Raw genomic sequence first — 14,786 nt, 5'->3', positions numbered from 1 at the left:
ATGTGTGCGGAAACGGTTACGTGCGAGAAAGGCAACAATTACAAGCTGCACAAGGAACATACGCTGACGGACAAGAAGGATGTCAGTGTTAAGGCTGTGCCGGTGGAGAGTACCAAGGCGGTTGTTGTGTTTGTGGGAGGTGCTGGGGATAAGGAGAGTTACTATTTTTCAGGGCCATATGGAAACATTCAAGAAGCACGTAAGTACTTCGATGAGCGCGTTCAGGATTTGGCAACGGAGGGGAAATATAAATCGGATTGGCTGGGGTACAACCAAGTCAAAGGAAAGAAAGATATTCAACGGTATGTTCTGGGCCTGATCCCTTACAAGAGCTGCCCCGTATATATCGTTGGTCACAGCCTCGGTGGCTGGAATGGCGCGCACCTGACAAAGATCATGTCTGAATGGGGATACCGGGTTCAGATGCTGGTTACCCTTGATCCTGTGGGAGAGGGCGCTTTGGTCTGGTTGGGCTCAGATATTTATTTTGATCGTCCTGACCCGGTTGCGGCCAATTGGGTGAACATCAAGGCTACGCCCAGCAAAAGAGACTCTTCAGATGGTGTCGCCGACTTTGGCGAGAAATGGCTTATCACTTGTGGCCCGTCACTGAACGTGAATGTGGATACCAATCATGCAAACGCTTTGGGTCTGTTTACCGCACGTATTGCGGGAAACAAATCTGCTGGTGATCTGCTGTTTGACTCGATCATGGAGGAATTTTCCTGATGTTTAGATTGTTCGTTTGCCTGCTTATCGTGATCTGTTCGGGTTGTGCAAAAGACCATGCATGGCCTCCAGCGAACTTGAGCTATGTCTCAGTTGAGAGAGACAGGTCTTTATATGTAATCAGATATCAGTCGAATGTTGATGTCTTGGATCTTTTTGGCCGGGGAGAAAGGGTAGGAATGGCTTCAGGCATGCTTCATTGTGCCTTGGCTGAAGATCAGGATTTCTCGGTTGGTAAAGCGATTCGGTTTTCAGCGTTTGGCCTGATATCGCCCGATAAAAGAGACGGAGCCCCAGCGGGATACTCTTATCTGACCCATGCTTTCATTTCCGAGACCTCTAGCGACCGAAGCTCGGAAAGATACTTGTCAGTGGCAGAAATCAACCAACTCCTCTCCGGCAAACAACAAATCCCCTGCAAAGTCGTCGTCACCGCTTACGGCTACAAACCCTACTACTCAAACACCATGAACCTCCCGGTCGCAGACCTGCTGCGCGAAGTCAACAAGCCCTGAACCGGCTTGAGTCGTGGGGCCTGAAAAATAAATCGCCGCGCAGGTCATCCATTTCCACTGCGCGCCGATATCAACGGGGTCGGGATTGTCTCGGTGGCACTTGGTTGCCCCGTACTATCCGGTGGGCTACGCTCACAAAAAACAAGGGTTTCGGGCCTTTGCCCCTGTCGTACCTGCCCAGGACACGCTTTTGCCTATCCCCATTCACGATCCGCATCAGGCCCCCGGCGGCACTCTCAAGCGTTTGCCCCTGCGCAAGGCGGCGGTGCTGTTCATCGTTGCCGTGTGTCTGTGCCTGTCCGGTTTGCTGTATCTGCAGATCGAACAGTCGCGCCGGCAGGATCTGGCGAATGCGCAGATGGCGTCGGCCAACCTGACCCGGGCGATGGCGCAGCAGGCTGAAGACACTTTTCTGGCGGCCGATCTGGTGATGACCAGCCTGGTCGACTGGATTCAGGAAGACGGTTATGGCGCGGCGCAGAAACCGCGTTTGCAGAGAACCTTCGCACGCCGGGTGCAGCAGTTGGAGCAGTTGCACGGCATGTTCCTGTTCGATCGCGAAGGGCAGTGGGTGATTACCTCATTCCCTGATCTGCCCCGTGGCAACGGCGTGGCCGATCGCGAGTACTTCAAATATCACCAGCAGAACGTGTCGTCCGTGGCGCACATCGGCCCGGCGATTCGCAGTCGCGAAAACGGCGAGTGGATCATCCCGATTTCCAAACGAGTGAACGACCACTCCGGCAATTTTCAGGGCGTGCTGATGGCCGGCATCAAGATGTCGTACTTCGACAAGTTCTTCAAAAGCTTCAGCCTCGATGACAACGGCACCATGTTCCTCGGCCTGACCAACGGCACTTTGCTTGCGCGCCGGCCGTTCGACGAGTCCTTGATCGGCACCTCGCTGGCCAAGGGCGAGATCTATCAGACGTTGCTCCCCAACGCCTCGGCCGGCACGGCAATGATCGATTCGGTGGTCGACGGGGTCACGCGCCTTTATGGCTATCGGCAGCTCGACAGTTATCCGCTGGTGGTGTCTGCCTCTTCATCCCGGGACACGATTCTCAAGGGCTGGCATGACCGCGCCTTTCAGTCCAGCGTGATCGTGGCGCTGGTGATGCTCGGCGTGGGGCTGTTTGGCTGGGTGTTCATTCATCAGGTGCGCGACGGTGAGCGGATCGAGAAAAACCTGATCAAGGCCCAGCGGGCGCTGGAGCTGATTGCCACGCACGACAGCCTGACCGGGCTGGCCAACCGGCGCCTGTTCGAGCAGTCGCTGGAGATTGAGTTCGCCCGGGGCGCCCGGCAGTCGAGCCCGGTCAGCCTGATCATGCTCGATATCGACTTCTTCAAACGCTACAACGATGCCTACGGCCATGTGGCCGGCGACCATTGCCTGACCCAGGTCGCTCTGGTGGTGAAAAACTGCTGCCAGCGCAAATCCGATCTGGCGGTGCGCTACGGGGGCGAAGAGTTTGCGGTGCTGTTGCCGGACACTGACATCAACGGCGCGCTGGCGATTGCCGGGCAGATCCGCCGCAGCGTCATGGACAAACACATCACCCACAGCGGCTCGCCCACCGGTTACCTCACCGTGAGTCTGGGCTGTTATTCGTTCATTCCGCTGGGCAACGACAGCCCGGAACTGTTCATCCAGCGTGCCGATGCGGCGCTGTATCAGGCCAAGAACGCAGGTCGTAACCGTGCGGCAGTGTTGTCCATGGACGGCGGCATTGGTGAGTTGATGCGTTCGGATCGCTGACGGAAAAAGGGTTCAGACACAGGCCATGATGCGTTCACCATGGCCTGCTCTTGTTCGTTCAGCCGCCGGTCCCGGCTCCGGAACCACCCGTTCCGCCACCTGCTGCGCCCGTTCCACCACCGGCGCCCGAGCCTGAGCCGCTGCCGTTGGTTCCGGTACCTGTTTTCATCCCGTCGGATGGGCCGTCGTTAGGTCGTTTAGTGGTGTTGTCCGGCGGCATGCCCGTCCCGCCGTTGGCGCCGGACTGGGTGCCCGACGTGCTGGCACCGTCATTGGCGGCAAAACTGGCGGCGGACGCTGTGGCCAACAAACCGGCCAGCAGCATCGAGGTCAATGTGCGCTTCTTCATGGTACGTCTCCAGAGAGGGGATTTACCTGATATTGGTCTGAAGCGCGCACCGCTTGGTGCCGACCGGGTGACCAGTGGTACTCAGAAATCCACGGTGGCCGAAACCTTCAACGTGCGCGGTGCGCCCTGGGTCAGATAGCCGCCATTGGCCGAGGCCCAATAGGCTTCGTTGGCGACGTTTTCCAGGTTGGCGCGCAGGGTGATCTGCTTTTCATCGAGTTTGAAGGCGTAGCGCGAGCCGAGGTCGAAGCGGTTCCACGACGGGATGCTCTGGGTGTTGGCCGCGTTCAGGTACTGGCCGCCGGTGCGCAACATGCGGGCGCTGAGGGCTGCGCCTTCGAGTCCCGGAATGTCCCAGTCGGCACCGATGTTGAACTGGAAGCGCGGCACGCCGATGGCGCGGTTGCCGTCGTTGACGCCGTTGCTGCTGCCGTCGAGTTCGGTCTTCATCACGGTCGCGCCGCTGAGCAGGCGCAGGCCGTCGACGGGTTCACCGTAGACATTGAGTTCCACGCCTTTGTTGGTCTGCTGGCCGTCGACTCGGAAGATTCCATCCTGGGTGTAGCTCGACGGTTGCTCGATGCGGTAGACGCCGAGGCTGGCGCCATAGCTGCCCATGTCCAGCCGCACGCCGGCCTCGACCTGTTTGCTGCGCACCGGGGCGAAGGTTTCGTCGCGGTTGATCGCGCTGGTCGGCGGCGTCGGGCCCTTGGCCAGGCCTTCGATGCGGTTGGCGTAGAACGACACGTGTTCCCAGGGCTTGATCACCAGGCCGTAGACCGGAGTGGTGATCGATTCGTCGTAACTCGAGGTGCGCGCCCCGGTGGCCGTGGCCCAGCCATCGACCTTCATTTGCTGGCGGCGCAGACCAAGGGTCAGCAGCACGCGGTCGTCGAGGAAACCGAGGGTGTCGGAAATCGCTTCGCTGCGCAGGGTGTTCTTGCCGACGACGCGCGGATCATTGATGTCACCGGCGAACGAGGTGGCCGGCGGGCGCGGTTTGTCGGTGACGTTGTACAGATTGGTGGAGTAGCGCGAGGCGTTGCCGATGGTTTCGAACGCCGAGCGCTGCTCGCCCCAGATGCCCGCCCAGCCGAAGTTCAACTGATGGCTGACGGGGCCGGTGTCGAAGTGACCGTTGAGGCCGGCCATTGCACTTTGGTTGTCCTCGTCGTGGGGCGGATAGAGCATGCCGCCACGGGCGTTGCCGTTGAGGTCGGTGACGGTCAGCGACGAGTACACGCCGTTTTCCCGGGTGTGCTTGGCGCCACCGGACACGTAGGCGGTCCAGTTATCGTTGAGGTCGTATTCGGCGCGGGCCATGCCGAAGGTGTCCTCGAGCTGCGAGTAGCTCCAGCTCTGGGCGTAGCTGGCGTTGGCGTGCGGCACCTTGGGGGCTTTGCTCAGGCTTGAGTCGACGTAGATCACCGAGCGGCCCTGATTGATCACCTGCTTCTGATAGCCGAAGTCGGTCGAGACCCGCAGGCGCTCGCCGCGATAGTCGAGGCCGACGCTGAACAGCGACGAGCGCTGGTCTTCTTGATCGACCGCGGTGTCGCCCTCGCGCTGCATCAGGTTGACCCGGGCACCGAAGCGGTTGTCCTCGCCAAAACGCTGGCCGAGGTCCAGATGCGTGCCGACCCGGCCGTCGGCGCTGTAGTCGAGGGTGATGCTGCGGGTCGGGGTATCCATGGCGCGTTTCGGTTGCAGGTTGATCCCGCCGCCAATACCACTGCCGCTCGGGGTCACGCCGTTGACGAAGGCATTCGGGCCCTTGAACAGCTCGACGCGATCCAGTGCTTCGGTGGCGATGATCTGCCGGGGCAGCACGCCATACAGGCCGTTATAGGAAATGTCATCGGAGGCCAGCGGCAGGCCGCGGATCATGAACATCTGCGAGAAGTTGCCGAAGCCGTTGGACTGGCGCACCGAGGCATCGTTGAGCAACACATCGCCGATGGTTTGCGCTTGCTGATCGGCCATGGTCTTGGCGGTGTAACTGGTGACGCTGAAGGGCAGGTCGTTGACTGCCTGATTGCCGAGCATGCCGACCTGCGCGCGACGGGCGACCTGTTCGCCGCCGTAGGTATCATCGCTGCTGTCGTGCAGGGCGCTGACGGTGGTGGCGCCCAGTTCCAGTGCGCCGTCCGCCGCGACTTTCGGCGCCACGGTGTAGCCGTTGTCACCGGTGCTGATCAGTTCGAAACCGCTGCCGTCCAGCAGGCGGGCAAAACCGCTTTGCGCGGTGTAACTGCCTTGCAGGCCCGGACTCTGACGGTTGCCCAGTTGCGCCGGGTCGAACGACAGCGGCACGCCGACGCTGACCGCAAACTGCGCCAGCACATGGCTGAGCAGGCCCGGGCCGATGTTGACGTTCTGGCTGGCACTTTCGCTGATGCTGTCGGTTGCGTGGCCGACAGTCGGCAACAGTGCGCCGAAAGCCAGGGCCAGGCTCAGGGCCTTGAATGGAAAAATGGCGGGGCGGGTCGTGGGCAATGCGGTCATTCGGCGATCCTGTCGGGCGCGTGGAATTAAAGGTCTATCCACTCACCGGACGAGGCGCGAAAAGGTATCAGTGAACATTGAAATTATTTTCCGATGGCTCAGACGCGGGGCTCCACCGACAGCCAGTAACGGGTCAGGCTGTTGATGTTCAGCGGCAGGGTGTCGCTGAGCAGACGCAGGCTGGCGTCAGTGTCGCGCAGGGAAAACGCGCCGGACACGCGCATCGCCGCGACGTCCGGATGACAGCGCAAGACGCCCCGACGATAGCGGCTCAACTCGCCAAGCAATTCGTCCAGACGCATGTTGCTGGCCAGCAGCATGCCCTTGTCCCAGACCAGGCTGGCGGTGTCGAAGGTTTCGGCGCTGTCGAAGCCGTTCAGCTTGAAGCGCTGGCGTTCGCCGGTCTTGATGATCGCGTTTTGCTTGAGCAATTCCGGGGTGATTTGCACCTGGCCCTCCAGCACCGACACCAGGCTGCGCGAACCCTCGGTGCGCACGCAGAACCGCGTGCCGAGCGCGCGGGCGAGGCCTTGCGGGGTTTCGACAATGAACGGGCGGGCGGCAGCATCGCTGGCGGTATTGATCAGCACCTCGCCGTTGAGCAGCAGTACCCGGCGCTCGACCGGGCTGTAAGCGATGTTCACGGCGCTGTCGGTGTTGAGCAGCAGTTGGGTGCCGTCCGGCAGTTGCAGGTTCTTCTGCTCGCCGACGGCGGTGCGCTGGTCGGCGGTCCATTGCTGCCACGGCACATGTTGCGAGGCCATGCCCAGCGGCCCGGCCATCAACAGCAGGCCGAGGCGGGTGAGGGTCTGGCGACGGCTGAGGCCTTCCTTGCGCGATGCCCGTTGCAAGGTCTGGATTGCTACATTGGCCGGCACGCTGCGCAAATCACCGAGCAGGGCTTCGGCCCGTTGCCAGGCGATCGCGTGTTCGGCGCTGCGGCTGCGCCATTGGGCGATGGCCTGATGATCGGACGGCGAAGCGGTGCCCGAATGCAACTGCACCAGCCAGTCGGCGGCTTCACCAAGAATCTGCGGATTGATCATCGACGAACTCATCAGGTGACACTCAGGCAGGCAATGAACGCGGCGCGCATGTGGCGTTTGACGGTAATCAGCGAAACATTCAGGCGTGTGGCGATCTGCGCGTAGGTCAGGCCTTCGATCTGCGACAGCAGGAAGGTGTCGCGGGTCTGCGCCGGCAACTCGCGCAGCAAGGCTTCGATGCGCCACAGGGTTTCGAGAATCAGGTAGCGGGTTTCCGGCGACGGCACCTCGGCGGCGGGCAGGCTGGCGATGGTTTCCAGGTAGGCGCGCTCGATGTCCTGGCGCCGCCAGCGGTCGATCACCAGACCTTTGGCGATGTGCGTCAGCAGCGCCCGGGGTTCGCTGCCCAGCGGTTTGACCACCTGACGGCTGAGCAGGCGCAAAAACGTATCGTGCGCCAGGTCGGCCGCATCGCAGCGATTGCCCAGCTTGCGCTGCAACCAGCCCTGCAGCCACCCGTGGTGTTCGCTGTAGAGCGTCTGGACTTGCTGATTCAGTGGCGGATCGAAAGACGACATGGGCGGCAGATACTCGTTGCGGGCATCCGATGCCTGGCTGCAATTAGAGTGCAATTAAGAATGGATCGCATTCTAGTGGCGCGGAACGAGCGCTGGCAATTGCCCTGTTGCACTTTCTTTTCTGGCGCCAGAAAGGAGTGGCCTACCCGTCTTCCGGGAGATTGGCTATTTGTTTGGCCCGGCCCCGGGACTAACGTAGCCACACATTCACTCGCCCCGGAGAACCACCATGAAACCTCGTGCCGATTTCTACACCGCTTCCCCAGATGCCCTGAAAGCGATGATCGCCCTGGAAACCGCCGTTTCGAAACTGCCGCTGGAAAAGACCCTGATCGAACTGGTGAAACTGCGCGCTTCGCAAATCAACGGCTGTGCGTTCTGCATCGACATGCACACCGCTGACGCGATCAAGGGCGGCGAAACCCCACGCCGGCTGTTCGCCGTGACGGCCTGGCGTGAAGCGCCGTTCTTTACCGACCGCGAACGCGCCGCGCTGCTGTGGACCGAGTCCCTGACCCAGTTGAGCCTGACCCACGCTCCGGATGAAGATTACGAAGCCGTCGCTGCCCAGTTCTCGCCAAAAGAAATGGTCGACCTGACCGTGGCGATCAGCACCATCAACAGCTGGAACCGTCTGGCCGTGGGCTTCCGTAAAACCCCGCAAGCCTGATCGGTCAATGTGCATCGGCACTCGGCGCGGCCGGTGGTTGCACCTTGCGCATCAAGGGCACCATCGCCGTGGCGATCACGAAGCACACCATGATCATCAGGAACGTATCGCCGTAGGTCTGGGTCTGCGCCTCGCGGTAGGTCAGCAGCCATAACTGATGCAGGCCGGCGGTGATACCGACGTCACCGCTCTGACCCAGTGCGGCGAAGTTGCCGCCGACCTGGGCCAGCCACTGGTTCAAGGCTTCGTTGCTGCTGTTCAGATGCTCGGCCAACCGGGTGAAGTGCAGGTTGGTGCGGTCGTTGAGAATGGTCGCGCACGCGGCAATCCCGATTGCACCGCCCAGGTTGCGCATCAGGTTGAACAGGCCCGAGGCGTGCTTCAATCGCGCCGGGGCCAGACCGCCAAGGGTCAACGTCACCGCCGGCGGCACCGCCAGTTGCTGGGCAATCCCGCGCAGGGCTTGCGGCAGCATCAACTGCCCGGCACCCCAATCGTGGGTGATCGGACTGAATTCCCACATCGACAAGGCGAACAACGCCAGGCCCGCCATCATGATCCAGCGCAGGTCGAGTCGGTTGGCCAGAAAGGCGTACAGCGGAATCGCCATGATCTGGAACACCCCGGTGGAAAAAACCGCCAGCCCAATGTCCAGCGCCCCGTAACCGCGCACCCGGCCGAGAAACAGCGGCGTCAGGTAAATCGTCGCGAACAGGCCAATGCCGGTGACGAAGGAAAAGAAGCAGCCGAGGGCGAAATTGCGATCCTTGAGGGCGCGCAGGTCGACGATCGGATTGGCCACGTGCAGCGTGCGGCCGACGAACGCCACGCCGGCCAGGGCGCTGATCCACGCGGTGGTCAGAATTGTCTGGTCGCTGAACCAGTTCCAGCGCGGGCCTTCTTCGAGGGTGTATTCCAGGCAACCGAGAAACAGCGCCAGAAACACCATGCTCAGATAATCCGCGCCCTTGAGCAGCGACAGTTCCGGCTGGTCGATCTTCACCAGCATTGGCACCGCCACGGCAACGAAAATCCCCGGTACCAGATTGATGTAGAACAGCCAGTGCCAGGACGAAATGTCGGTGATCCAGCCACCGATGACCGGGCCCAATGTCGGCGCCAGCGACGCCACGGCGCCGATGGTCGCGGCAGCAATCACCCGTTGTTTGCCGGTGAAGAAAAAGAATGCCGTGGTGAACACCAACGGAATCATCGAGCCGCCGAGAAACCCTTGCAGCGCCCGAAAGGCAATCATGCTCTGGATGTTCCAGGCCGCGCCGCACAACAGGCTTGCAAGGGTGAAACCGACCGCTGAAGCGCAGAACAACCAGCGCGTGGAGAACACCCGCGACAGCCAGCCCGACAGTGGGATCACGATGATTTCGGCGATCAGGTAACTGGTCTGCACCCAGGCCGTTTCATCGGTGCCGGCGGACAGTCCGCCGCCGATATCCCGCAGCGACGCCGAGACGATCTGGATGTCCAGCAGCGCGATGAACATGCCGATGCACAGGGTGGCGAAGGCGAACACTTTGGTCGCCGTCGCCATCTCGGCGGCATTGAACGGCTGCGCAGGGACGGCGAGGGCGCGGCTCATGGCGCGCTGGCCACGGCGGTGGTTTCAGGCTGGGCGCGGGTGTCGACTTCGGCCGTCACCGACAGGCCCGGACGCAGATGACCGAGCACGCTGTCGGCGGGGTCGAGCAGGATCCGCACCGGCACCCGCTGGACGATCTTGGTGAAGTTGCCGGTGGCGTTTTCCGGCGGCAGCACGCTGAACTGAGAACCGGTGGCCGGGGCGAGGCTGTCGAGGCGGCCATGGAATTCCTGACCGGACAACACGTCGGCACGGATGCTCACGCGCTGGCCGGGTTTCATCCGCGCCAACTGGTCTTCCTTGAAGTTGGCATCGACCCACAGACCGCTGGCCGGCACCACCGACAACTGTTGCGAACCGGCCTGGGCATAAGCGCCGACCCGCGCGCGACGGTTGCCGATCACGCCGTCGACCGGGGCGCGCAGTTCGGTGTAACCGAGGTTGAGTTGCGCCAGATCTCGCTCGGCCCGGGCTTGCTGGAGGGCGGCGCGGGCCTGTTGTTTCTGGGTTTCGATCACCGAGAGTTGGCGTTGCGCAGCGAGCAATTCGGCCTGGGCCTTGGCGCTCAAGGCTTGGGCGGTCTTGAAGGTGGCGTCGGCCCGTTGCGCGGCTTCCACCGAGACTGCATTGGTAGTGACCAGACGTTTGTAGCGTGCGTTGTCGTCCCGTGAGCGGGCGGTTTCGGCGCCGGCGGCATCGATGCCGGCGCGGGCCTGACCGATCACTGCTTGCTGCAATTGTTCGGTGACATCGAGGTTGGCCAGCAGTGCTTCTTCAGCGGCGACCGCACCTTCGGCCTTGGCCAGATTGGCGCGGTAGTCCCGGGCGTCGAGGCGGATCAACACGTCGCCGGCCTTCACTGACTGGTTGTCGCTGACCAGCACCTCTTCGATGTAACCGGCGACTTTCGGCCCGATAACCGTGACGTCGCCGCCGATGTAGGCATCGTCGGTTTCTTCGAGAAAGCGTCCGGCGCCCCACCAATGCACGGCATACAGCCCGGCGAGTACCAGCGCAGCCAGCCCCGCAGTGGGCAACAGCAGGCGTTTGAGCAGGGGAGGTTTGGGAGCGCTGACCGGAACGGCGAGGTCGGGTTCAACGGTGGGCATGCTGGTCATGGCGTAATACCTGCGAAGCGAGGGTGTTATTACGGCTGTAATATGACGCGAGTAATATTTTGTGGCAATTGATTTTTATCGCCAGTCGTCAGTTGCCTATCTGAGCCAGGCGCCGGGTGTGCTGCCAGTCATGGATTTGAAGAACGCAATGAATGCGCTGTCGCTGGCGAAGCCCAGTTCAAACGCGCAATAGCCGAGGTTGCGCCCGGTGGCGAGCAATTCCATGGCACGCATCAGTCGCCACTGCTGGCGCCATTGTTGATAGCTCATGCCGGTTTCTCGCTGGAAGATCCGGCCAATGGTGCGGCTGCTGGCGCCGATCTGTTGCTCCAGCACTTGCAGCTCCGGCGGCAGTTGCTCGGGGCGAGCCAGCAGAGGCGCCAGGCGTTTGTCCTGCGGCAGGGGCAACAGCATCGGTTGCTGCGCCGCTTCGCGAATTTCACTCAGGCACAGCCCCAGCAGATGGACGAATTTGCCCTGCTGCCAATCGGTGTCGAAATCAGCAATCGCCATCGGTTCCAGCACCGCGCGCAGCAGCGGGCTGACCTCGATCACGCAAACTTGTTGCGGCAGCTCGCGGCATAACTCGGGTGTCAGGTAGATGGAGCGATAGTCGACGCTTTGCTGCATCACCGCCCGATGCGTGATGCCACCGGGAATCCACGCCGCCCGCGATGGCGGCAGCAGGCACAACTGCTGCGCCAGGGTGATGCGGGTGCAGCCCTGTCGGGTGTAGAGCAATTGCCCGCGCTGATGCCGATGCAGGCCGGAGTCGTGATCGCCAAGGGTGGAAGCAATGCCGACTACCGGCGCCGGGAAGCGATCCGGGTCAAAACGGTCGTGGGCTTCGAGCCAGGCCATGGGTTGTCCGATTTTAACGATAAATTGTCAGGGTTCGGATAATACGCCAGCCACGGCTTTTTAAACTCCTCGGCGTTTTTGTTGAGGAGTCAGGGTGATGAGCCATAGAACGTTTTTGATGTTGGCGATTGCACTGCTGATGTTTCCGCAGATCGCCCAGACATTGTTCAGCCCGGCGCTCGGGGATATCGGCCGTGCGTTCGATGTTGCTCCGCAAGTGGCGGCGCAGACATTGTCGGTGTACTTCCTCGCGTTTGCTTTTGGCGTGGTGACGTGGGGGCGGGTGTGTGACCGGATTGGCCGGCGGCCTTCGATGCTCGCCGGTCTGGCGATTTATGCGCTTGCCTGCGTATTGGGCTTGAGCGTTCGCAGTTTCAACGGTTTGTTGATGGCCCAGGCACTGGCGGCATTCGGCGCTGCTGTTGGCTCGGTGGTGACCCAGACTTTACTGCGTGATCGTTTTCGCGGGACCGAACTGGCCCAGGTGTTTTCTCTTGTGGGCATGGCGCTGGCGGCCAGCCCGGCCATCGGTCTGTTCAGCGGGGCGAGTCTGGTTCAAGCCTTCGGCTATCGCGGCGTGCTCGCTGCGTTGTTGCTGCTGGCATCGATCTTGTGGATCTGGAGTTGGCGCACCTTGCCTGAAACCCGTCCAGCGCAACTCACCTCCGTCGGCCTGTTCGCAACCATGGGCGACATGTTGCGTGATCCCGGTATCTGGCGTTCGGCACTGTGGATCGCATCGTTCAACGTTGCGTTGTTCAGCTACTACAGCCTCGGACCTTTCCGGTTCGAACGTCTCGGTTTGAGCGGCGAGTGGTTCGGCTACAGCGGCGTGATGCTCGCGCTGGCCTCAGGGTTTGGAGCATGGCTGAACAAAAAATTGCTGCAAATCGGTTGCCGTCCACTGCAGTTGATTCGCCTGGCAGCGCTGACCGGTTTGCTCGGTGGCATCGGCGTTTGGCTGCTGGAAGCGTACGTCTGGTTCGTATTGCCGATGTTGCTGGTGGTACTGGCGTTCGGCATGGCAATTCCGAATATCCTCGGCGCAGCCTTGCGCAATTACACGGATCGTTTGGGTACCGCCGGTGCATTGCTGGGGCTGTTTTATTACCTGCTGATCGGTGCGGGATTGATGTTGGCCGCATGGTCTCAGGCCCTCGGGGAAACCCTGATGGTCTGCAACTTGCTGGCGTTATCGCTGGCGATCCGTGCTAAAAACGCATTTGTTTAAGAAATGTAAGCGATGTAGGAAGCGTCTTGCATTTGTGTAGGAAGGCTCTGACTATCACTGCAATTGATGGGATGGCATTAAGCCATTTGATTGCAAGGATGTTGAGTGCCGTATTCGATTCGCGCTGTTTCTCGTCGTAGTTATCTGCCTCGTCCGCTGTTGTCGGCCTTGTTGTTGAGTGTGTGCGCGCCCAGCGTTCTTGCCGCCGAACTGTCGAATCCAGGCCAGGAAGTGCTGCGCCAGCAGCAACAGCAACAGCGCGATCTGCAACAACTGCAACTTGAACAGCGCAAACGGCAACTGGAGCGCGGCGCGTTCGGCCCGACGCCTGCCACCCCGGCCATTGCCGATTCGATCAAACCCGACGAACGCTGCTGGCCCCTGAGCGGCACCCGCATCGGCGGCGTCACGCTGATCGACAAAAACCAGCTCAACGCCCGCATCCAGCCACTGCTGGCGCCGTGCATGGGCGTCGGCCAGATCAACCATCTGCTGGCGACCATCACCGCGCTCTACGTAGAGAAGGGCTACATCGCCAGCCGGCCATATCTGAGCAGTGCGCCGGCAGCGGGGCAGTCGCTGGATATCCTGATCGACGAAGGCTACATCGAGTCCATCGAACTGGCCGACCAGAGCCTGCCGGTGTCTCTCGGTGGCGCATTCCCGGGCATGCTCGGCAAGCCGCTGAATCTGCGGGATCTGGAGCAGGGGCTGGATCAGTTGAACCGCCTGCGCTCCCTCGATCTGACCGCCGACATCGCCCCCGGCAGCCAGCCCGGCGCGTCAAAAATCATCTTGCGTTCGCGTACCTCCGGGCAGTCGCGCTGGGCCCTCGGCGCCGGTTTCGACAACCTCGGCAGCGCCAGCACCGGGCGGGATCGCAACACGCTGAGCTTGAGCGTCGACAGTCCGCTGGAACTCAACGACCTGTTGAGCGTGAGTGCCAGCGACACCCTAAATCGGGGTGATCGCTACAACCGCAACGCCAGCCTCTATTACGCAATTCCTTATGGTTACTGGACGTTCAGCACGTTCGCCAGCCATGCCGAATACCGCGCGCCGTTCAAACTGCCGGGCACGACCCTGTACAGCACCGGCATCACCGATCAGCTCAGCCTGCGCGCCGACCGCGTGTTGTGGCGTGACCAGAGCCATCAGCTCAGTGCCAACCTGCAACTGGCGCACAAGGATGTCGACAGCTACCTGGAAAACGTTCGCCTCGGCATCCAGAGCCCGACCCTGACCGTGGCCGAGGCCGGGCTCAATCTGTTCTGGCTCGACCGTGCGGTGTGGAACCTCGACTTCAACTATGCCCAGGGCCTGCGCTGGCTGGGTGCTGACGACGATGCCGATCATCAGGTCAGGAACCTGCCCAAGGCACAGTTTCGCAAGTACCGCGCCGGACTCAGCCAGTGGCGCAACGGCCAGTTCGGTACGCAAGCCTGGCAATGGCAGAGCCAACTGAACGTGCAATACAGCCCGGATCCGCTGCCGGCCATCGAACAACTGCTCGGCACCGACGATTCCGCCGTGCGCGGTTACCGGGTCAGCAGCGCGTCCGGCGCCAGCGGTGCGATCTGGCGCAACACTTTGCGCCTGCCGCTGCGCAGCAATTTGCCGGTGCAGCTCACCCCGCGTATCGGCCTCGACCACGGCTGGATCAAGGCCGATCACGGCGCCCCGGTTCAACGCCTGAGCGGCGCCAGCATCGGCCTCAATCTGGGCTGGAAAAACCTGCAGGTGGATGTCGATTACCAACGCAGCCTCAACACCCCGACCGGCCTGCACCGCGAGCCTGAAACCTGGCTGATGCGGGTCGGATTACAGATATGAACGTCAGTGAACAACAGCCATCGGACCTGAGCGCGACAGCCGTGGCCTTCAA

General features: G+C 61.5%; 13 protein-coding genes. 6 read left to right on the top strand and 7 right to left on the bottom strand.

Features of this window, described 5'->3' with window-relative positions:
* The 3 genes from M5B98_RS16700 (at position 1) to M5B98_RS16690 (ending at position 3,006) form a co-directional block, all read left to right on the top strand.
* Positions 1–729, top strand: coding sequence for an alpha/beta hydrolase (locus M5B98_RS16700; RefSeq protein WP_085712568.1), 729 nt, complete (start codon positions 1–3; stop codon positions 727–729).
* Positions 729–1,244 carry a hypothetical protein gene (locus tag M5B98_RS16695; protein WP_170931632.1) on the top strand — a complete coding sequence of 172 codons (516 nt, stop codon included), beginning with the start codon at positions 729–731 and terminating at the stop codon, positions 1,242–1,244. Before M5B98_RS16700 ends, M5B98_RS16695 begins: the two co-directional genes overlap by 1 nt.
* Positions 1,245–1,434: 190 nt before the next feature.
* Positions 1,435–3,006, top strand: a complete 1,572-nt coding sequence (locus M5B98_RS16690) for a diguanylate cyclase (protein ID WP_248743308.1) — start codon at positions 1,435–1,437, stop codon at positions 3,004–3,006.
* Between the two features lie 58 nt (positions 3,007–3,064).
* Here M5B98_RS16690 and M5B98_RS16685 read toward each other — a convergent pair whose 3' ends face one another.
* The 4 genes from M5B98_RS16685 to M5B98_RS16670 all read right to left on the bottom strand — a co-directional run bounded on the left by M5B98_RS16685 (position 3,065) and on the right by M5B98_RS16670 (position 7,424).
* Positions 3,065–3,355 carry a hypothetical protein gene (locus tag M5B98_RS16685; RefSeq protein WP_248743307.1) on the bottom strand — a complete coding sequence of 97 codons (291 nt, stop codon included), beginning with the start codon at positions 3,353–3,355 and terminating at the stop codon, positions 3,065–3,067.
* An 81-nt stretch (positions 3,356–3,436) separates the two neighbouring features.
* The gene (locus M5B98_RS16680; RefSeq protein WP_248743306.1) at positions 3,437–5,860 is read right to left on the bottom strand and encodes a TonB-dependent receptor; all 2,424 of its coding nucleotides are present in this window, start codon (positions 5,858–5,860) and stop codon (positions 3,437–3,439) included.
* A gap of 98 nt (positions 5,861–5,958) precedes the next feature.
* On the bottom strand, positions 5,959–6,918 hold the full coding sequence (locus M5B98_RS16675) for a FecR domain-containing protein (RefSeq protein ID WP_248743305.1): 960 nt from the start codon (positions 6,916–6,918) through the stop codon (positions 5,959–5,961).
* On the bottom strand, positions 6,918–7,424 hold the full coding sequence (locus M5B98_RS16670) for a sigma-70 family RNA polymerase sigma factor (RefSeq protein ID WP_248743304.1): 507 nt from the start codon (positions 7,422–7,424) through the stop codon (positions 6,918–6,920). Before M5B98_RS16670 ends, M5B98_RS16675 begins: the two co-directional genes overlap by 1 nt.
* Before the next feature lie 229 nt (positions 7,425–7,653).
* Here M5B98_RS16670 and M5B98_RS16665 point away from each other — a divergent pair, with 229 nt between their 5' ends.
* Positions 7,654–8,094 carry a carboxymuconolactone decarboxylase family protein gene (locus M5B98_RS16665; protein ID WP_085712558.1) on the top strand — a complete coding sequence of 147 codons (441 nt, stop codon included), beginning with the start codon at positions 7,654–7,656 and terminating at the stop codon, positions 8,092–8,094.
* 4 nt (positions 8,095–8,098) lie between these two features.
* Here M5B98_RS16665 and M5B98_RS16660 read toward each other — a convergent pair whose 3' ends face one another.
* The 3 genes from M5B98_RS16660 to M5B98_RS16650 form a co-directional block, all read right to left on the bottom strand.
* A complete protein-coding gene (locus M5B98_RS16660; RefSeq protein ID WP_248743303.1) occupies positions 8,099–9,691 on the bottom strand; it encodes a DHA2 family efflux MFS transporter permease subunit in 1,593 nt (530 codons plus the stop codon).
* Complete coding sequence (locus M5B98_RS16655; protein ID WP_248743302.1) at positions 9,688–10,809, bottom strand: HlyD family secretion protein; 1,122 nt, start codon at positions 10,807–10,809, stop codon at positions 9,688–9,690. Before M5B98_RS16655 ends, M5B98_RS16660 begins: the two co-directional genes overlap by 4 nt.
* Before the next feature lie 96 nt (positions 10,810–10,905).
* Positions 10,906–11,670 (bottom strand): AraC family transcriptional regulator, encoded by a 765-nt coding sequence (locus tag M5B98_RS16650; RefSeq protein WP_248743301.1) that lies wholly within the window; start codon positions 11,668–11,670, stop codon positions 10,906–10,908.
* A 97-nt stretch (positions 11,671–11,767) separates the two neighbouring features.
* On the opposite strand from M5B98_RS16650, the gene M5B98_RS16645 reads away from it, so the two are divergent.
* Positions 11,768–12,901 (top strand): MFS transporter, encoded by a 1,134-nt coding sequence (locus M5B98_RS16645; protein WP_248743300.1) that lies wholly within the window; start codon positions 11,768–11,770, stop codon positions 12,899–12,901.
* A gap of 105 nt (positions 12,902–13,006) precedes the next feature.
* Positions 13,007–14,734 carry a ShlB/FhaC/HecB family hemolysin secretion/activation protein gene (locus M5B98_RS16640; protein WP_248743299.1) on the top strand — a complete coding sequence of 576 codons (1,728 nt, stop codon included), beginning with the start codon at positions 13,007–13,009 and terminating at the stop codon, positions 14,732–14,734.
* Positions 14,735–14,786 lie beyond the last annotated feature (52 nt).

This window comes from Pseudomonas sp. MWU12-3088, from assembly GCF_023242405.1.
Lineage (GTDB): Bacteria > Pseudomonadota > Gammaproteobacteria > Pseudomonadales > Pseudomonadaceae > Aquipseudomonas > Aquipseudomonas kribbensis.
This window is presented reverse-complemented; position numbering and strand designations above follow the sequence as displayed.

Coding starts and splice junctions, on each gene's coding strand:
- M5B98_RS16685 (WP_248743307.1), bottom strand. CDS start 3,355: ATGAAGAAGCGCACATTGACCTCGATGCTGCTGGCCGGTTTGTTGGCC.
- M5B98_RS16700 (WP_085712568.1), top strand. CDS start 1: ATGTGTGCGGAAACGGTTACGTGCGAGAAAGGCAACAATTACAAGCTG.
- M5B98_RS16680 (WP_248743306.1), bottom strand. CDS start 5,860: ATGACCGCATTGCCCACGACCCGCCCCGCCATTTTTCCATTCAAGGCC.
- M5B98_RS16695 (WP_170931632.1), top strand. CDS start 729: ATGTTTAGATTGTTCGTTTGCCTGCTTATCGTGATCTGTTCGGGTTGT.
- M5B98_RS16645 (WP_248743300.1), top strand. CDS start 11,768: ATGAGCCATAGAACGTTTTTGATGTTGGCGATTGCACTGCTGATGTTT.
- M5B98_RS16660 (WP_248743303.1), bottom strand. CDS start 9,691: ATGAGCCGCGCCCTCGCCGTCCCTGCGCAGCCGTTCAATGCCGCCGAG.
- M5B98_RS16650 (WP_248743301.1), bottom strand. CDS start 11,670: ATGGCCTGGCTCGAAGCCCACGACCGTTTTGACCCGGATCGCTTCCCG.
- M5B98_RS16675 (WP_248743305.1), bottom strand. CDS start 6,918: ATGAGTTCGTCGATGATCAATCCGCAGATTCTTGGTGAAGCCGCCGAC.
- M5B98_RS16670 (WP_248743304.1), bottom strand. CDS start 7,424: ATGTCGTCTTTCGATCCGCCACTGAATCAGCAAGTCCAGACGCTCTAC.
- M5B98_RS16665 (WP_085712558.1), top strand. CDS start 7,654: ATGAAACCTCGTGCCGATTTCTACACCGCTTCCCCAGATGCCCTGAAA.
- M5B98_RS16655 (WP_248743302.1), bottom strand. CDS start 10,809: ATGACCAGCATGCCCACCGTTGAACCCGACCTCGCCGTTCCGGTCAGC.